Annotated in this window: 22 protein-coding genes, 1 pseudogene and 1 riboswitch; of the genes and pseudogenes, 18 read left to right on the top strand and 5 right to left on the bottom strand. The window is 56.3% G+C overall.

The window, feature by feature from the left end:
- Positions 1–599: 599 nt before the first annotated feature.
- From ACN9M3_RS11325 to ACN9M3_RS11305, 5 genes and pseudogenes are all read left to right on the top strand, one after another.
- A complete protein-coding gene (locus tag ACN9M3_RS11325; RefSeq protein WP_426170785.1) occupies positions 600–917 on the top strand; it encodes a hypothetical protein in 318 nt (105 codons plus the stop codon).
- A 360-nt stretch (positions 918–1,277) separates the two neighbouring features.
- Positions 1,278–1,796 carry a hypothetical protein gene (locus tag ACN9M3_RS11320; RefSeq protein ID WP_426170784.1) on the top strand — a complete coding sequence of 173 codons (519 nt, stop codon included), beginning with the start codon at positions 1,278–1,280 and terminating at the stop codon, positions 1,794–1,796.
- A 24-nt stretch (positions 1,797–1,820) separates the two neighbouring features.
- A complete protein-coding gene (locus ACN9M3_RS11315) occupies positions 1,821–2,201 on the top strand; it encodes a hypothetical protein (protein ID WP_426322511.1) in 381 nt (126 codons plus the stop codon).
- A 103-nt stretch (positions 2,202–2,304) separates the two neighbouring features.
- Positions 2,305–2,592: a hypothetical protein gene (locus ACN9M3_RS11310; RefSeq protein ID WP_426170781.1), complete on the top strand. Its 288-nt coding sequence runs from the start codon at positions 2,305–2,307 to the stop codon at positions 2,590–2,592.
- A 2-nt stretch (positions 2,593–2,594) separates the two neighbouring features.
- Positions 2,595–2,990, top strand: a pseudogene (locus ACN9M3_RS11305) (IS66 family transposase).
- A gap of 418 nt (positions 2,991–3,408) precedes the next feature.
- Here the strand turns inward: ACN9M3_RS11305 and ACN9M3_RS11300 are convergent.
- The 3 genes from ACN9M3_RS11300 to tnpB are packed head-to-tail and all read right to left on the bottom strand — an operon-like array spanning position 3,409 to position 4,731.
- Positions 3,409–3,909, bottom strand: a complete 501-nt coding sequence (locus ACN9M3_RS11300) for a hypothetical protein (protein WP_426170780.1) — start codon at positions 3,907–3,909, stop codon at positions 3,409–3,411.
- The gene (locus ACN9M3_RS11295) at positions 3,878–4,429 is read right to left on the bottom strand and encodes a transposase domain-containing protein (protein ID WP_426170778.1); all 552 of its coding nucleotides are present in this window, start codon (positions 4,427–4,429) and stop codon (positions 3,878–3,880) included. Before ACN9M3_RS11295 ends, ACN9M3_RS11300 begins: the two co-directional genes overlap by 32 nt.
- Entirely contained in the window at positions 4,381–4,731 is a 351-nt protein-coding gene (gene tnpB / locus ACN9M3_RS11290) for an IS66 family insertion sequence element accessory protein TnpB (RefSeq protein ID WP_426170777.1), read from the bottom strand. Before tnpB ends, ACN9M3_RS11295 begins: the two co-directional genes overlap by 49 nt.
- A 644-nt stretch (positions 4,732–5,375) precedes the next feature.
- Between tnpB and ACN9M3_RS11285 the strand changes: the two genes are divergently transcribed.
- The 12 genes from ACN9M3_RS11285 to ACN9M3_RS11230 all read left to right on the top strand — a co-directional run bounded on the left by ACN9M3_RS11285 (position 5,376) and on the right by ACN9M3_RS11230 (position 12,703).
- On the top strand, positions 5,376–5,744 hold the full coding sequence (locus ACN9M3_RS11285) for a transposase (RefSeq protein ID WP_426170776.1): 369 nt from the start codon (positions 5,376–5,378) through the stop codon (positions 5,742–5,744).
- Between the two features lie 17 nt (positions 5,745–5,761).
- Positions 5,762–6,229 (top strand): hypothetical protein, encoded by a 468-nt coding sequence (locus ACN9M3_RS11280; RefSeq protein ID WP_426170774.1) that lies wholly within the window; start codon positions 5,762–5,764, stop codon positions 6,227–6,229.
- 513 nt (positions 6,230–6,742) lie between these two features.
- The gene (locus ACN9M3_RS11275) at positions 6,743–7,150 is read left to right on the top strand and encodes a hypothetical protein (RefSeq protein WP_426322508.1); all 408 of its coding nucleotides are present in this window, start codon (positions 6,743–6,745) and stop codon (positions 7,148–7,150) included.
- A gap of 389 nt (positions 7,151–7,539) precedes the next feature.
- Positions 7,540–7,926, top strand: coding sequence for a hypothetical protein (locus ACN9M3_RS11270; RefSeq protein ID WP_426322506.1), 387 nt, complete (start codon positions 7,540–7,542; stop codon positions 7,924–7,926).
- Between the two features lie 84 nt (positions 7,927–8,010).
- Positions 8,011–8,418: a hypothetical protein gene (locus tag ACN9M3_RS11265; protein ID WP_426322504.1), complete on the top strand. Its 408-nt coding sequence runs from the start codon at positions 8,011–8,013 to the stop codon at positions 8,416–8,418.
- Between the two features lie 127 nt (positions 8,419–8,545).
- Positions 8,546–8,833: a barstar family protein gene (locus ACN9M3_RS11260; protein ID WP_426322502.1), complete on the top strand. Its 288-nt coding sequence runs from the start codon at positions 8,546–8,548 to the stop codon at positions 8,831–8,833.
- A 326-nt stretch (positions 8,834–9,159) separates the two neighbouring features.
- Positions 9,160–9,891: an ATP-grasp domain-containing protein gene (locus tag ACN9M3_RS11255; RefSeq protein ID WP_426322500.1), complete on the top strand. Its 732-nt coding sequence runs from the start codon at positions 9,160–9,162 to the stop codon at positions 9,889–9,891.
- 289 nt (positions 9,892–10,180) lie between these two features.
- Positions 10,181–10,540: a helix-hairpin-helix domain-containing protein gene (locus ACN9M3_RS11250; RefSeq protein WP_426170769.1), complete on the top strand. Its 360-nt coding sequence runs from the start codon at positions 10,181–10,183 to the stop codon at positions 10,538–10,540.
- Between the two features lie 18 nt (positions 10,541–10,558).
- Positions 10,559–10,825: a hypothetical protein gene (locus tag ACN9M3_RS11245; protein ID WP_426170768.1), complete on the top strand. Its 267-nt coding sequence runs from the start codon at positions 10,559–10,561 to the stop codon at positions 10,823–10,825.
- A 17-nt stretch (positions 10,826–10,842) separates the two neighbouring features.
- Positions 10,843–11,325, top strand: a complete 483-nt coding sequence (locus tag ACN9M3_RS11240; protein ID WP_426170766.1) for a hypothetical protein — start codon at positions 10,843–10,845, stop codon at positions 11,323–11,325.
- Between the two features lie 147 nt (positions 11,326–11,472).
- Positions 11,473–12,117, top strand: coding sequence for a GNAT family N-acetyltransferase (locus ACN9M3_RS11235; protein ID WP_426322497.1), 645 nt, complete (start codon positions 11,473–11,475; stop codon positions 12,115–12,117).
- Positions 12,118–12,232: 115 nt separating this feature from the next.
- Positions 12,233–12,335, top strand: a riboswitch (SAM-I-IV-variant riboswitch).
- 41 nt (positions 12,336–12,376) lie between these two features.
- Positions 12,377–12,703 (top strand): hypothetical protein, encoded by a 327-nt coding sequence (locus ACN9M3_RS11230; protein ID WP_426322495.1) that lies wholly within the window; start codon positions 12,377–12,379, stop codon positions 12,701–12,703.
- 45 nt (positions 12,704–12,748) lie between these two features.
- Here the strand turns inward: ACN9M3_RS11230 and ACN9M3_RS11225 are convergent, their stop codons facing one another.
- Positions 12,749–13,180, bottom strand: coding sequence for a MerR family transcriptional regulator (locus ACN9M3_RS11225; protein WP_426322493.1), 432 nt, complete (start codon positions 13,178–13,180; stop codon positions 12,749–12,751).
- Between the two features lie 133 nt (positions 13,181–13,313).
- Here ACN9M3_RS11225 and ACN9M3_RS11220 point away from each other — a divergent pair, with 133 nt between their 5' ends.
- Positions 13,314–14,537, top strand: coding sequence for an NADH:flavin oxidoreductase/NADH oxidase family protein (locus ACN9M3_RS11220; RefSeq protein WP_426322491.1), 1,224 nt, complete (start codon positions 13,314–13,316; stop codon positions 14,535–14,537).
- Positions 14,538–14,582: 45 nt separating this feature from the next.
- Here the strand turns inward: ACN9M3_RS11220 and ACN9M3_RS11215 are convergent, their stop codons facing one another.
- Entirely contained in the window at positions 14,583–16,031 is a 1,449-nt protein-coding gene (locus ACN9M3_RS11215) for an OmpP1/FadL family transporter (RefSeq protein WP_426322489.1), read from the bottom strand.
- Positions 16,032–16,061 lie beyond the last annotated feature (30 nt).

Raw genomic sequence — 16,061 nt, 5'->3', positions numbered from 1 at the left:
CTTGGCATTGCATAAATTGCCAAAAGACGGCATTATGAAATTTATTAAAACGTCAATTTGACGTCGACTTTACGTTGGTCATCGCTTTGAACATGATGCAGGCTTCAGCTCTTACTTCTGGCAATTGGGCCGCTGGCAGTTCTCAGCTTGGTGGCAGGGGCCTGCACGCGCGGTTTGCTCGCGTTCGTGCGGGCGCATTCGCGGACACGCTGTCGGTTGGTCCTTCGCGGCCAGTTCACGCGCGTGTCCAACATCTAGCTCAACCGGACGGCTTACGCGCTGCGCGCTCCAGCCGCCGGTTAGCACCACGTTGGGAGCTTCTATGAGCGCTGAAACTATTTGCCCACTTGATCAAAGCGCGTCTCATGAATCCAACTTCACTCTCCGCAGAGGGTCAGCCACGGTCGATCCTGCGAAAAGCGAATACTTCGTTATTTGCCCGGAGTGCCACAAGGCGATCCGTTTGGCGGGAGTCGGCGGAAGCGAGGGGCTCTTGGCAGAATCCAGGCCATGCCAGTCGGATGCAAGACAGCCGTCCCAACCACAAGTTCCAGCGGATGCCTGAGGGCGCCGCTGAACAACCACGTTAAAGATCACCAATGGCATACGATTTGGTAGTTGGCCGAGGGAGCAAGGTCAAGGACGCGCCGGATATAGTGGGTGGAATTGAGTTCGCCGAACTTCCAGCCATATTGCGTCTGCTTGAACGAGTCGAATCTTCATTCGTTCAACGGATCTCCAATCTTTTAGAAGATCAGGCTTTTTCTGTCGCAGAGATCGAGCAGGCACTTCCGCAATTGCTCCCCCTGCTCACGTTGGACTTGCGCCCTGATGAAGAGGCCTTCTTGCATAAGCTGATCTCGGTACTGTCATACGCAAAATGGAAACAACTTGGCCTGTACGGGATTGCCGACTAATCTCTAACATTGCAGTCAACTGGACTGCCTCCACGCTGCCCGTTCCTGAGGCCAGCTACTTTGAACGTTGGTCATCGCTGTGAACATGATGCACGCTTCGTCCTCTCCGCTTGGCTCCAAGGCCCACTGCTCGGCCTCCGTGGCTATCGGTGGCGTTTGGGCCGCTGGCTGCTCCCAGGTCGGTGGCAGGGGCCAGCATGCGCGTTTTGCGCCCGTTCGTGTTGGCGCATTCGCAGACACGCTATCGTCTGAGCCTTCTCGGCCAGTTCACGCGCGTGTCCAACATCTAGCTCAACCGAACGACTTACGCGCTGCGCCCTCCAGCCGCCGGTTAGCGCCACATTCGGCGTAGAAATTCGCATGAAACCGATTGAACGATATTCACTTCAAGTGCTTCCCGCTTGGTACCCTTTCAGAGCGTTCAAACGCCGGTTGGTTCGCGATGGAAAACCAACCTGGGTGGTGGTCGATGGAGATGAGATTGCCGCACAGTTTTTGTGCGGCGCCTTCACCATTTTTGTTACAAACTACGACTACTTTGACGGCGTGAGAACTTGGTTTCATCTGATTGACGACGAGGGAAGAGTCCGAGACATCGTGTCGACTCCTGACTACTTCGGGTTCCTTCAAGATGTTGAAAGCCCGGCCGAGCTTGAGCTGAATTTCGGGTTCTACGGCACAAATGATCAATGGAGCCTGCGCATTTGCGAAAGACCTGTTTGGTCCTTCCGAATTGGTGACCTACGTTCTCGCGTAAACCGTTTTTTGTTTACTCAAAGGCGCCTGATGCTTGGCTGCACAAAAGGCGAGCCGTGGCTTTTTCAACCTGCCGAACCTGACGCCCCAGTGGATGCCGCTGCTTCACAGCGTCGCCACTGAGCTCGACGGTTGCGCCCTTCAGCCATGACCATTGATGAAATCGAAGTGTTTAGGACTGCTTGCGCCACCGCAAAGGATCGAAGCTGGGCATGGCGACCGCCATTTTTTATTGGCTTCGATGCAGGTGAGTGGCAAGTTCAAGCTGAGAATGAATCGATCACTCGGATCAACGGCGAGAATGGGCGGGTCCTAGACGAATCGGACAGACTAGAACCCGCGCTCGCGTTGGTGATTGCTCGTGAATACGCAAATGCCAATTCCTTGCGTTGGAAGCCTGCATTTACGTTGCAAATTAATGAGGAAGGTTGGGAGGTCGGGTGTTGCCAAAGCCGGTTCGGTGGCCAAACCTACATCATGGTAAGTCACAGCGGGAAAGCTATTCGTCACTGGATCAACCCCAAGTGAGCACTTGCCTAAAATCGCCCAACAATTCCGTCAACCGGACCTCCGCATCGCTGCGCGCTGCTGCGGCCGGTTACGTCCAACGTTGGGCCGCAAAGGAAATGACATGGCTGATTTGAGCTGTGGATTCACGCCGCAAATTCTAGCTGCGATTGCAAGGGTTCAAGCGCCGGAATACCCGTGGCTTCCGCACGCGCTGGAAGACTGCGGGGCCGGCGCCTGGGAAAGCGCAGCATACGTTCGCTACATCTCAGCGCAAAATGCACATGCTGCTGGTGCAGAATGGCAGTTCGAAACAAATGTCGTTCTTGAACACCCCCATTTTGGTACTGTCATCGTCGATGTCCTCACCGGACATCGTATAGGTGGCCTTGAATTCCTCTCAAGGATCTAGCTTTGAAGCTTAGCGATGCTTTGCCCAACAATGCAGTCAACTGGACTGCCTCCGCTGCCAATGGCAGCCCAGTAGCTGCGGAAGCACTGCAGCGCATCGCCGCCCTGTATGCCATTGAGCAGCAAGCTAAAAACATGAACGCCGACGAACGCCTGCGGATGCGGCAAGAGCATGCATAGCCTGCGCTGGGGGCGCTGCACGCGTGGCTGGTGAGCATGCAGAAGGTCGTGGCCACCGGCAGCGGTACTGGCAAAGCCATTGAGCATTCGCTCAAGCGCTGGCCAACATTGGTGCGTTACGCCGACTCGGGCACGCCCCCGATCGACAACAACGCAATCGAGAATACGGTCCACCCGATTGCCATCGGCAAGAAAAACTGGTTCTTCGCCGGCTCGTAGCGCGCCGGCCGACGCGCTGCCGCCATCCAGACTTTGCTCGGCACCGCCAGGCTCAATGGTCTCAATCGCTGCATTGGCTGGCTAGCATATTGGAATGTCTCCCGACGTGCGCGAACAGCCAGATCGATTCGTTGCTGCCATTCCCGAACTCTACGCCAGCTTAACTCCACCGAACAGGTGGCTTCGCTGGACGCCTACCCGAAGTCGTAGAAGACAAGCCAGCCGGCGGCATAGGCGGTATGGGTGGCATGGACGGCATGATGTAATAGCCAACAGCCTCACAGCTGACAAAAAAACTGCAAGGTTCGCGCCTTGCAGGCTTTTTCCTTGAGTTCTCCCGACAACTACTCAAGCAGCGAAGTGCAACTGGAAGCGTCGTTGCGGACTTCATGATTCACCGAAGTCGCGGCCCACTGACTTACCCTTCAGGGAAAATACAGTCCGCAATCGCAGAAGAGGGAATCTGTTTGAGGTCGGAGCGGGCCGGATCGAAGTAATAAAGCGCATTACTCCAGCGGCGGTCATATGGATGAACGAAACCGGCGACCTGATAATCTTGCTGTCCCTTCAGCTTACAATCAACGAATTGATACTCAACCGGCCGAACCTTCCGCCAAGGCAAGACAACCTCGGCAGTCACGATTACCACCTCCCTGCCTTTCACCGGCAGCGAATCCACTCTCCAGATGCGGAGCTTGCCACTTGGCCCCTGCGAAGCCTTGCATTGCGCAATGTGGAATTGCGACCCGCCGTTGACCACCATGCCGGTCTGCAACACTTCGCATTCTGTATAAAGCTTGCTGTAATCTCGTCCGACATATCCACTTTCCACGGCATATACGTCGCATGCACCAATCGTTATCACGACGGCTACACAACGCTTCCACCTACTCACTCTTTGCTTCAGATTTTTCTTCACAGCGCCCCACAAATTTCCAACATGCAATTATTTTATCCCAATCTCGGCAGCCCGCGAGCCTGACGGCCTGCGGACTACCTGGTGTCAGCAGGCGATCAGCCTTGCGGACCGGACAACTGCGCCATCTGCGCCAGCAAGATCCAGCCAGGGACTGGCTCAACTGCTGCAGCCACGCCTCCATCGACAGCTCACTGACGTCCGCCTGCACTTGCACGCCAGGAATCACGATCGACGCACCGGCAACGATCGGCGCCAGCGGCGTCGCCGTGGCCGACACATCCACCTGCACCGTCATGGCCGACGTATCGTTCAGATAGCAGACATACGGATTCAGCCCAGTCGGCGTGCCGCAATCGCTGCCGCCCAACACTTGGACCATGAAATCACGCGTCACGGTTGCGGCGGAACCGTTGGACAATTCCGCCAGATCGGCATCGACCGTTTCCTCAAACAGCTCGCGCTGCTCACCGGTCAAGGCTTCGCTCTTCTTGCCAAACCAAATGCGGCGGTAGTAGGCCAACTCGACAAGCGCTGCCAGTCCACACCGGCCATCAGCCATTGCCATTGTTCGGCCGTCAGCTCCCAACTGGTGTCACCGGCTTGCGGCCAAACGAACTGGCCATGATGCTGGCGCCGCACGCACATCCACACGCAGTTGGCATCCCAGCACACTACCTTCAGGCGCGTGTGGCGCCGGTTGGCAAAGACGTAGGCCGTGCCATCGCAAGGAGCCCTGCCCAGCGCTTGCTGCACATGCAGCGACAGCCGGTCAATTCCGGCACGAATATCGACCGGCTGTGTGGCCAGTCGGACCGCGTTCACCTGCAACTGCATCACAGACTGCGCAGCAATTCTGCCAACTACGCTGCTGGCGTGGTGTTGGGCAAATCGAGCGACCAATTCGGGCAGACAGGCGAATCGGGCCGCTTGCCACTATCGCCTTCACTTTTACCGGCAACAGCGGCATGGGTTCAGGCCGCTGCTTCTGCCAAGCGCTTCTTCCACCATGCTATTTGGCGCGGGCGCCCAGCCTTGGCGAGCTGCAAAACTACGCATCGATTCGCCGCTGACTCGCCCCGCATCTAACCGCTCTTGCCACAGTTGCTGTTGTCTTGTCCCGACATTCCCGTCTCCAAAAAAGACAGGAGTATTGAACCGTTCAACAAGAAATTACAGGTGGTAGGGCTGGACGCTTACCGCTTTACGACAAGCGCGGTGCCTCGCTGCCAAAGCGCACCATACATTTCCGACCGGCCGACTTTCAGCTCGATGGAAAAACCAAGAGCTGCATTTACCCGGCAGGTGAGCACCTTTACCGCAGTGGCACGAACTGCACTGCCAACGGCCGTCAGCATCACAAATTCACAGGCGCCAAGCAAAGCTGCGCGCCATCCGCAGCGCACGCAGGTTCGCCAAGTGGCCTTCTTCAGGAAGGGCAGGCGTCACCACTCACCTACGTGCAGCCCATGCGACAGGCAATCGATACACCACGTGGCCGCGCTTTGTATAGTCGGCGCATGGCCACCATGGAGCCGGTCTTCGCTAACCTGCGCTACAACAAGCGGCTTGACCGCTTTACGTTGCGAAGCCAGGCAAAGGTGAACACTCAATGGCATCTCTACTGCCTAGGTTCACAATATCGAAAAGCTGGCAAGGAACGGATACGCGGCCTAAGAAACGCTAAAAGGGCTGAAGCCAACTGCCTTTACTTGCCTGAAACTGGCAGTTTGCGGCAAACTGGCGGAATGATTAAAAAATCAACTGAGCTGCTGGCAGAAATCCCTGAGGTTTGCGCAAACTCGCGCCGAAAAGGGATATTTCTACAGCCTCGTTAGGCCGTAGAGCACAGCACATGGAAATTGCTGATCCACGCATTCGCACTGAAGTCATTCACGGCCAGATCGTGCACTTCCCATCGCTGGAAGCCTGGTCAGAGATTATTAGGGATGCGGCACTGGGAGATATCGCATTGCCCATTCCAGACTGGATCAAGAGATGGCTCGATGAGTACGGCCAGTTCCACGTCGCTCACCTTGGACTCGTTCACAAACCTCACCATATTGGCTGGCTCGTCGTTCCCATGCTTCGCCTTGACGGTCGCTACTATCGCGTCCACTACGAAGACGTCATCTGCGAACACTGCGATAGACGATGCGGAGCATCCGCAACGCCCGACAGCGTATCGTACGCGGGGACCAGCGTAGACCCACAGAAGGTCTGGGACGAGTTCAATGAACTGCCGCTTCAAAGCTGTCCATATTGCCATGGCATGCTCAGACGCCGACAAACCGTTTGGCTGGCATCACAGCCTGCGGCCTAACAATTCAGATATGGACGCCCCCGAGAGTACAACGGGTTCATCAATAGGTTCGGCATGCGGTATAAGCCTGCATGCCAGATCGATGCCGATCACAGTCAGAACGTTTTCGCCATTCCCATTTGCTGCTAAAGTGCTAATCTTATTCATAACTCCCCCTTGTGGACCAATGATGAGGAGGACTTCCAAATCTTTAGACCGCAGGTGCTTGCAGCAAGTACCTGGCTGCGCATGTGGGACGGGGGAAGGCCCTTACATTCGTTGGGCCAACTGAAGAATGACGAAACCGTTGCATTCTATTCCGGACAGAGTAAGTTGCCCTCGTTGTAAATCCGAGGATCATGTCACGCGCAAGCTTCATGCTTTGCCGACTGAATTTGACTGGAAGGATCCTGCGACGGAACTGGTGCCGGCGATGGGCTTCGTAAAGGGTTATTGGTGCGTTCGATGCGAAATTGGTTTCATCCCTGACGAACTGCTTATGAACTTCGGACTCGTGCAAGTGAGGGGAATTTGATGCGTCCCCATTTGCCCGACCTTTCAATCAAACGGACGGCTTACGCACTGAGCACTTCAGCCGCCGTTATCGCACTCGTTGCGCCGCGATTTAATGTAGTAGGACGAGGAGAGAAGGAGAATTGTTCGAAACTGCTTGGTTTGTTTTTCGTAGTACTGTTGGCGGGATGCGCGAGTACGGGTGTCGTGCAAATGGAAAAAGACACATTCCTGATTGCGAAGAAAAGCCCGCAGGTCGGGTTTGGCCCACCTATCGGTGTTAAAGGTGAGGTGTATGCTGAAGCAAATGCCTTCTGCTCGAAGGATGGGAAGGCTGTGGAAACGATTAAGGCCGACGAGACAAATTCCGGCTTTGCGAGAAGCGCAGCGTTCTCCCTTGAGTTCCGTTGCGTATCCAAGGCGCCGTGAGCAACTGCGCGCACCAATCTTTGTTGAGTTTCTTACCCGACAATTCCGTCCACCGAACCGCTGCATCGCTGCGCGCTGCGGCGGCCGGTGGCTACTAGGACGCCCATGACGAAGGTGCAGCACTTCCTTATACTGGCTGTACTGATCGCCGCGCTAGCTTTTTCCGCTGCGCTCAATATATCAGTCTGCGCTTGGGGCTGCCCTTCAACGGTTCAAGTGTACTCGTTGCAAGCGTCGTTCTTTGTCCTGCTTGGCCTTATCCTGTGGGTGCTTCGTAAATTTTTTCGGCTCAAGCGGGTGGACGCAAATGCCAAACCTTAAAGCCAATCGGATAGCTTGCGGGTTGCGCGCTCAAGCCGTCGATTAGCACGCACGTAGGAGCGCAAACATTGAATAGCACATGCCTTATCTTCTTTCCCGAAGGTTCGTCCTCACTCCAGCAAGCGGAGCAAGAACTTACGAAATACGACTTCGACGTGAGATCGAGCGGGGGCTCGCTATTCGCGAAAAGGCTTGGATCACAGGAGTTTAAGATCACGCTTGTCCAACTTCCTCATGTTTTGCTGGAGGCAAAGGAAATAGGCCAAGGATCGGAGCACGAACAATTCCTGTCTAAGTGCGGATCTCGATTCGAACTCTTTATTTCCGATCTGGATGCGGCTATGGACGAAATCAACTCGCTGATGGAGGCCCAAGGCGCTTTACAGGATGCTTCATCGGGTTACCTTTTTACGCCCTGGAACGGTCAAATCATGAAGCCATGGAATGCCTCATAGTTGGGCGTACTTCCCAACCATTCAATCCAGCGGGGCGCCCGACGGCGCCGCTGAACGTCTGCTTTGGCCCAAATTCGAATAATCATGAATACTGAAAAACGCAACGCATTAGTTGAAAAGCTTAGTTCAGAGCACGAGCCGCAACTCGTTCCTATCGACGTATTTTTTGACGGGAACGATGATCTCGGCTCGATTGGCTGCAATCTTCTGGATCATCCTGGCATCGAGGCTTTTCGTGCGACTTTTGCACGCCTTAGTGAGCGAGAGGATGTAGATGCCGTCTTCGCTCAAATTGCGGAGGTAGATCCTGGAGACGACTGCTGGCCGTTCTCGGACACTGTCATCGTGGTCGGCAGAATAGCGGCTGAAGACTTGGCCTCGGAACTCTCTGCGCTCGAGCCTGATGAAATCGGTGCGGCTGAGGATTTCGGCGCACCCGAGGCACTGCTCGGCGAATCTGGCAAGACAGCACTGGCGGTTTGGTGGGATTAATGCCGAACGCTGCATCCAAACGGACGCGCAAAACGCGCTTGTTAATGCATGGGCGTTTTCCGCTACCACGGCAAGCGGACTTGCGCTTTGCGCTCCAGCCGCAGGTTATCGCACACTCAGGCATTCTATGGCACGGCTATCGAAAATATCAATTGATCTTGGCACAGTGAGCGATGCTCGCGAGCTTCACCACTTACTGATGGAACGTCTGGATTTCCCTGGCTGGTATGGCTGCAATTGGAATGCCTTCTGGGACGCGATCACTGGACTGGTTGAAATGCCGGAATTGCTCGAATTCGAGAACTGGAAGATCTTTTCTGCGCGGCTACCGAACGAGGCGAAGCATTTACTGACGTGTCTTCAAGAGATGGCAGAGGAGTTTCCTCGATCGGCATCAACGATTACATTTACCTAACCTTCTATTTGTAATCAACTGGGCAGCTTACGCGCTACGCTTCATCCGCCAGTGATTCGCACGGTATGGGCATGACTCCAGCGCGCCACGAAAACTAGATGAACTCCTGGAAGTTGGCGCTGCACGGGTAGGGAAAATAAAGGCCTGTATCGTTGCAAACCTGCCGTTTCCAGGGGGCCGTGTATTGCGCTTGCCATAAAGGGCGGCCATAGGGCAAACTGCCGTCATGACTGTTTTTGCAACCAGAATCGCTGGTGAAGATCATGGGGCGCGCGAGGTGTCGCTTGTGAACCGTTTTTTTATACAGCCTCGTTAGGCGCAGCCAAATGAAAGCCCTCATTCAAAAGCATCGCGGCGAATTTGCGAATATCAATGTTCTAACTGCCTTTCTCGGCTTTGCCGAGAAGGGATACTTTATTGAGTTCTTTGAGTTCGAAGAGCTCAGTTCCAAAGAGCTTGATGACGAGACCATAGTCGTTGGCGGTATCCCAGTAGTAGTGAGCGCCTTGACACGCCTTGGCATTACCCCTCCTGGATTAGTTTCAATCCCTGAGTCAATTTCTTCATTTGCCGGGCGCCGTACTTGGGAAGGCTCGATGGGCGAGGTGCGAAGCATTGTGGATCGAGGCGGCAGCATTTTTATCAAGCCGCTCCCCAACGATAGAAAGCTCTTCGCCGGAAAAGTCGTCACCAACTATCGGGACCTGGCTATAACCGCATCGCTACCGGGCGGCTATCCTGTTATTTGCTCAGAACCCGTTTCAATGATTTCTGAGTATCGCGTCTTTGTACTGAGAGGGACCATCGTTGGATGCCGCCACTACAAGGGGGACTTCCGGGCATTCCCGGACTTCAAGCTCATCGAGTCCGCGGTCCTTGCCTATGCAGATTCGCCGTCAGGTTATGGAATCGACTTCGCCGTAACTGAAAGCGGCGAAACAATCTTGGTTGAGGTCAATGAGGGATTTTCACTTGGCTGCTATGGACTCCCTTCTTTGCCTTACAGCTCAATCATTGAGGCTCGCTGGGAAGACTTCCGAACGAAGACTTCGAAGTGATGGAACTCGAAACTGAATTGGCGGCGCGGTCGTTCGCATACAAATTGTTGTGCGAACCCTTTCAGGGCATCATAGAAATTCCCAACCTCTAGGAAACAGGGACGAAACTCCGCCGCTGGGGCGCCTCGGCACATTTTTGCGATGTACGTAGCTGGCTTCGAGGCTGTGCCTCTGATCTTCGCCGCGACGAAGTTAAGGACTAACATCTTCCTCTCTTTGAATAGTATGACGTCGTCCGAATCTCCCAACTTGCAGTGAACTGGACTGCCTGCACGCTACACGTTCAATCATGAACCCTCAAAAAGTCGTTCGAGAAAAAATCCGGCGATTCACCGACCTTCCCAACATCGGTCCAGCTGCAGCACGCGACTTCGAGTTGCTAGGTTTTAGTAAGCCCGCCCAATTGGCTGGTGCTGACCCACTTCACCTTTACGAATCCCTCTGCGTCGTCACGGGCACGCGTCATGACCCATGCGTTCTGGACGTATTCATGTCGGTGACTGATTTCCTGGGCGGGGGTGCGCCCAAGCCTTGGTGGCATTTCACCGAACTGCGCAAACGAAAATACGGCAATTTGCCAGCAGTCGCCGCTGGTGAACCCCTGACATTGTCTTCTGCCTCGACGCTGTGCGTTCCGGCAGCCGATTGATTTGACCAAATAAATTCTATGGCCGACGAAATCTCAGATTTAAAGAAAGAACTGATCGACGTTCTCGATATAGCGGCAATGTACAACGACAAGGGTTACATGTGGTCTGGGCATAGTCCGGAGCGACGCGCTGAAATAGTGGCGGGATACCAAGTGAGTATGCTCAGTCTTATGGGCCAAATCGGAGCGGACGCTTTGGCTCCCGAGCTTGCCCAGGCAATCGTTTCTGGCGCAGCTGCATGGGATGATCTGGGTTATTTTTCACGCCTTGTGCGTCGCTCGTGACATCAAGGTCTCATTTCGTGTTCAACTTCACTCACTTCGCTCTAGTTGGGCTGATGGCTGTAGCTTTGCCGGCAGCCGCGCAGTACAGCCCTGTTCCAGACTTCGTTTCTCCCACTGAAGGAAGGACTGCACAACTTCAGGTTGCCGTTGGTGGCTCCGCTGCGATCTCCGGTCTTGTCATCTATGACGACCCGAACACCTGCCGTTCGCCAAGGCGCGTTCGGCGGCTTGAAAATCCCTTGCAGTTATCTGCGGATCGCCAGCTCACGTTTACGGCCTACCTTACCAAAGGCGATTACGCCTGCCGCATCACCTCCAGTTTCCAGCCGAAAGCTGGCCACTTCTACGAGCTATACAGCGTTCTCAGGCAAGACGCATGCGTCATCCTGGTTGGATACAGCGATCGGCAAGAAGGGCCCTACTTGAAAATTCGCGACATCGAGCAACTTCGATACGTGCCAGGAGACAGTCCGGGCAACAGCTTCTGCGAGGCCAAATGAACGCGCGCTGACCCGCCCCTTGCCTACCCCCGATTGATCTGGAATTTGCCTTGCCACTGCAAAGGCGGCGGTTGGGCGGCGAGGCTCCAAGCAACGGCGCGCGTTTGATGTTAGGCTAACGTCCTGATCTCAATCGGAGAAACCGGCTTGAAGAATATCGACCTTGCGCTGATCGAACGCTGGCTTATGGGCTGGAGCTTGTCGCGCGGCGTGCCTTTGCCAGTGCCCTATGATGGTGGCCTGGTCGTTGAAGTCGGCATGCCGGCGCAATTGCGGCGCTACGTGTTTGCCGATGCGGGGCAAGCACTTCAAGCATGCGCGGATCGCATACGGGATCCATTCATTTTCCTCAAGGCCCCTGTCGAACCGGAGGACTTGCGGCGTGCATTGCCAGCGCATTGGAGTGTTGAAGGGCGCGGCTACCTCATGGCCGGACCTTCGCAGCCAAACATCAAAGTGGCGATGCCTCCGGGTTACCGGAAAACTGTCGAAACCCAACACGGCGCGCACGTTGTGCGAGTGCTTCACGAAAGCCAGGAATTGGCAGCGTCGGGCCGTATTGTGCTGCACGGCCAGACCGCCATTTTCGACCAGATCGAAACCGCAGAATCCCATCGACGCCGCGGCCTGGGAAGTGTCGTCATGCACTCGCTCGATGCCCTCGCGACCGAAGCCGGCGTAACCGAACGGCTGCTCGTGGCGACCGAGGATGGTCGGGCGCTCTATACCCGCCTTGGCTGGAGCGTCATTTCTCCGTGGTCTACTGCAGTTCTACCAGCGGCTGGCAGGTGAAATATTAGTGCTTTGCTCACCACTACAATGATTTGTTGCTCAACCAAAGAAATTCCGCTATATTGAACGCAAGTTCTGTATAACGAAATTCGTTTAGCGACGTTTGTTATCAACTAATCAGCATCAAGAGTCGAATTTTCGACGCCAACCTGCCTCCCCGGGCAAGGTGGAAGCCATCACGGCGATGCGGCCTATTAACGGCAACGAAGCGGGTGCGACATGGTTTGCTCCGAATCGGGCCAAGCTCTCAGGAGAAACCATGACAACTCACACCTCCCCTGCTTCCTCCCTGGACCTCAGCGCCTGGCGCAACCAGTTCCGCATGACCCACACGTTCCATCTCTCGCTGGGAACCAACGAACCCGTTGCGGGCCAGCTGGAAGCCACGCTGAAAAACTCAAACGCCCAAATCGAGAAATGGGTTATCTCGCGCCGCGCAGGCTGCTACGATCACTGTATTACCGTGAAAGGCATTGGCGATGAATCGGCGCGTGAGCTGCGCTCGGAACTGGCCAGCCTGAATGGCGAGATCAAGGTGCATGTCGAGCACATGCTCCACTTTGACAGCGACGCGGCGCAACGCTGATTCGAAAGTCAAACGGTACATTGGTTGCCGGAAGACGGAGCCAGCTCAGGGCTGCTTCGGCAGCGTCGATCGCCTGCGCCCTTCCATGGCGGCTATCACCCGTTCGGCATTCTCCTTGCAGCCAACGTCTGCGGGCTTTGAATCAATCAGTTCCACCAGCGACTGGAGTTCGGATTTGCTGCGCGCCAGGCGCTGTTCCAGCACCTCGATGTCGGCGATCTTCTTGCGCAAGGCCGCAAGCAATTCATCGTGCTTCCACGTCGAAGCCTCGTCCGGCAACAACTGGGCGATTTCTTCGAGCGAGAAGCCCGCATGCTGGGCATCGCTGATGATCTTCAGCACCATTACCGCTTCCTCCGGGTATTCGCGGTAACCGTTCGATTGCCGGCTCCCTACCTTCAACAACCCTTTCGATTCATAGAAGCGTATCGCCGATGCAGCCAAGCCTGTTTGCCGGGCCAGTTCCCCAATTTTCATAGTGTCCACCCGCCGTTCACGGCATCACTATAAGCTTAAAGCCCACTTGAAGGTCAATGACCGGAATAAATGCTTGACCTTCAAGTGAACTTTAATCCTAAGGTGGAGCCATCGCAACTCACTGGACTCCTCGATGAACCCTTTCGAATCACTGGCACTGCCCAATGGCGCAGTCATCCCGAATCGCATCGCCAAAGCCGCCATGGAAGAGAATATGGCGGACAAGGACCATGCTCCTTCCGCCCAGTTGATCCGGCTTTACCGCGCCTGGGCTGAAGGTGGCGCGGGCCTGCTCATAACCGGCAACGTCATGGTCGACCGGCGCGCCATGACCGGGCCGGGCGGCGTTGTGCTGGATTCCTGGCTGCACAGCGACCGCTTCCAGGATTGGGCGGCAACTGCGCAAGCCCATGGCGCCCACATCTGGCTGCAGCTTAATCACCCGGGCCGGCAGATGCCGGCCGCCCTGGGGCAGCCGACCATCGCGCCTTCCGCTGTGGCGATGGATCTGGGGAGTTTTTCGAAGCAGTTCGCAGCCTCGCGCGCGATGACGGAGGGAGATATCGCCGAAGTGAAGGAGCGTTTCATCAAGGCCGCGCAACTGGCTGAGGGGTTCGGCTTCAATGGGGTGCAAATCCATGCGGCGCATGGATACCTGCTCAGCCAATTCCTCTCCCCTATCACCAACAAGCGCGATGACCGCTGGGGCGGCTCGCTCGAAAACCGTGCCCGCCTGCTGATCGACATCGTCAAAGGCGTGCGCGCTGTGGTGGGCAGCAGTTTCGCGGTTGCCGTGAAGCTTAATTCGGCCGACTTCCAGCGCGGCGGCTTCAGTACCGACGATGCGAAGAAGGTGGTCGGGATACTCAACCCGCTAGGCGTGGACCTGATCGAACTCTCGGGCGGCAGCTACGAGGCGCCGGCCATGCAGGGTGAGGCGCGCGATGGACGTACGCTGGCGCGCGAAGCTTATTTCCTTGAATTTGCGAAGGACATCCGGTCGGTGGCGCGCATGCCGGTCATGGTCACCGGCGGCATCCGCCGCTTTGCAGTCGTCGAACAAGTACTGGCCAGCGGCATCGACATGGCGGGCATCGGCACCGCACTCGCACTCGACCCGCAACTGCCCAATGCCTGGCGCACGGACAAGGCGCAGGCGCCCCTGCTGCGCGCCATCACCTGGAAGAACAAGGTGCTCGCTTCGGTGACCTACATGGCGATGGTGAAGCACCAGCTGCGCCGCCTGAGCCGTGGCAAGCCGGCCAACCCCAACGTGGCACCCGCTCTCGCGCTGTTGCAGCAGCAATGGGCCACCACGATCGGGAATTTTCGATACCGCCAGTGGACTCAAACATGAAAAAAGCCGGCGCAAGCGCCGGCTTCTCGGTTCATCCGGGGAGGATTAGAACTTGTAGTTGTACGACAGGCCAACCAGCGACATGTGGGTCCTCCAGGTGCCGACGGTGGTTTCGCCGTTGCCGGTGCAGGTGCCGGCAGGAGCCAGGGTGCTGCACTGGTTTTGGTAAGTGGACGACGCGTCGTCGAACTTCAGGTAGCTGTAAGCCAGGTCGATCGACGAATTAGCCGTTACCTTCCAGTTTGCACCGAAGGAGAGCTGCTTGCGGTCCGAATCAGGCAGTGCTGGATGGCGCAGGGATGCTTTTTCCACTGGGGATTCGTCGATTGCCACACCGGCGCGCAGCATCCAGGCGTCATTCAGCTTGTAGTTCATGCCCAGCGATGCGCGCATGGTGTTTTTCCACTGCTGGCGGATCACTTCATCGCCTTCGCCGGTGCCGACGAACTCGATATGCAGGTCTTTCATGCGGGAGTGACGGGACCAGGTCAGGTCAGCCATCAGAGCCAGCTTGTCGTCGATCTGCGAGAATACGTTGGCCGACAGGGTTTCCGGGGTCTTGATGTCAACCAGGGCTGGCGAGTTCTTCTTGCGCGAGGAAGCTTGCAGAACCGCGTTCACAACCGGGTCGGTGGTCACGGTGGAGAAGTCCCATACCGCGTCGCCTTTCAGCTTGTGGTGGATCGAGGAACGGTAGGACAGGCCGAAGCGGGTGTCCTTGTTCAGGTTGAACATGTAGCCCAGGTTGAAGCCAACGCCCCAGTCCTTGCCGTCCATGGTTGCGTGGCCGTCTTTGGCAGCTGCCAGTGCGGCCAGGCTGCCGCCTTTGGCGACGATCGTTTGCAACAGGGCCGTGCGGCGCGCTGCAATCTCAGGGTTCGTGGCAGCGTTGGCGCTCAGGAACATGATGGAGCCTGGCACGTCAACGCCCTGGCCCAGCTCGGCCTTCATGAACTCGGCATCGATACCGAAGCCGAAGGAGTGACGCTCGTCCAGCTTGAACGAGACGGATGGGTTCAGGGTCACCGACTTCAGGTCGATGCTGGTCAGCGCGTAGCGGCCGGCCCAGTTGTTGTCATAGTCCAGCTTCGCGCCGTAAGGAACGAAGGCGCCGAAGCCCAACGCCCACTTGTCGTTCAGCTTGTGGGAGATGTACAAGGAAGGAGCCGCCACCGCGCTTGGAGCGTAGTCATCCTGATGCGCTGCGCCGCCGGTCGAGCCGACCTTGCCGTAACGCTGCGAGCCCTGGTCGTCGTAGGTCGAGTGCGGTACCACGGCGGTGATGCCGCCGGAGAATTGGGTGCCTTCCAGACGGGACAGGCCGGCTGGATTGGCGAAAATGGTGGAAGCATCGGCAGCTTCAGCGGTGTTGGAATCCGCAGTGCCCTGGCCGGACACGGACTGGGAACCGAAGCGGTAACCGGATGCGTTTGCGTTCATTGCGGCGGCCGACAGGGCGGCAGCAACCATCAGGGAGAGGTATTTTGGGTTCAAGGTAGGTCTCGGCTGTTCGTTATTGATATA

Origin of the sequence: Pseudoduganella sp. R-43 (assembly GCF_049913255.1) — a bacterium.
In the GTDB taxonomy this organism is placed as follows: domain Bacteria; phylum Pseudomonadota; class Gammaproteobacteria; order Burkholderiales; family Burkholderiaceae_D; genus Rugamonas.
This window is presented reverse-complemented; position numbering and strand designations above follow the sequence as displayed.

What these genes read in the sequence shown, in the direction of transcription:
- ACN9M3_RS11310 (WP_426170781.1), top strand. Translation starts at nt 2,305, where the DNA reads ATGGCTGATTTGAGCTGTGGATTCACGCCGCAAATTCTAGCTGCGATT.
- ACN9M3_RS11250 (WP_426170769.1), top strand. Translation starts at nt 10,181, where the DNA reads ATGAACCCTCAAAAAGTCGTTCGAGAAAAAATCCGGCGATTCACCGAC.
- ACN9M3_RS11225 (WP_426322493.1), bottom strand. Translation starts at nt 13,180, where the DNA reads ATGAAAATTGGGGAACTGGCCCGGCAAACAGGCTTGGCTGCATCGGCG.
- ACN9M3_RS11320 (WP_426170784.1), top strand. Translation starts at nt 1,278, where the DNA reads ATGAAACCGATTGAACGATATTCACTTCAAGTGCTTCCCGCTTGGTAC.
- ACN9M3_RS11275 (WP_426322508.1), top strand. Translation starts at nt 6,743, where the DNA reads ATGCGTCCCCATTTGCCCGACCTTTCAATCAAACGGACGGCTTACGCA.
- ACN9M3_RS11325 (WP_426170785.1), top strand. Translation starts at nt 600, where the DNA reads ATGGCATACGATTTGGTAGTTGGCCGAGGGAGCAAGGTCAAGGACGCG.
- ACN9M3_RS11255 (WP_426322500.1), top strand. Translation starts at nt 9,160, where the DNA reads ATGAAAGCCCTCATTCAAAAGCATCGCGGCGAATTTGCGAATATCAAT.
- ACN9M3_RS11315 (WP_426322511.1), top strand. Translation starts at nt 1,821, where the DNA reads ATGACCATTGATGAAATCGAAGTGTTTAGGACTGCTTGCGCCACCGCA.
- ACN9M3_RS11245 (WP_426170768.1), top strand. Translation starts at nt 10,559, where the DNA reads ATGGCCGACGAAATCTCAGATTTAAAGAAAGAACTGATCGACGTTCTC.
- ACN9M3_RS11280 (WP_426170774.1), top strand. Translation starts at nt 5,762, where the DNA reads ATGGAAATTGCTGATCCACGCATTCGCACTGAAGTCATTCACGGCCAG.
- ACN9M3_RS11230 (WP_426322495.1), top strand. Translation starts at nt 12,377, where the DNA reads ATGACAACTCACACCTCCCCTGCTTCCTCCCTGGACCTCAGCGCCTGG.
- ACN9M3_RS11285 (WP_426170776.1), top strand. Translation starts at nt 5,376, where the DNA reads ATGCGACAGGCAATCGATACACCACGTGGCCGCGCTTTGTATAGTCGG.
- ACN9M3_RS11260 (WP_426322502.1), top strand. Translation starts at nt 8,546, where the DNA reads ATGGCACGGCTATCGAAAATATCAATTGATCTTGGCACAGTGAGCGAT.
- ACN9M3_RS11265 (WP_426322504.1), top strand. Translation starts at nt 8,011, where the DNA reads ATGAATACTGAAAAACGCAACGCATTAGTTGAAAAGCTTAGTTCAGAG.
- ACN9M3_RS11220 (WP_426322491.1), top strand. Translation starts at nt 13,314, where the DNA reads ATGAACCCTTTCGAATCACTGGCACTGCCCAATGGCGCAGTCATCCCG.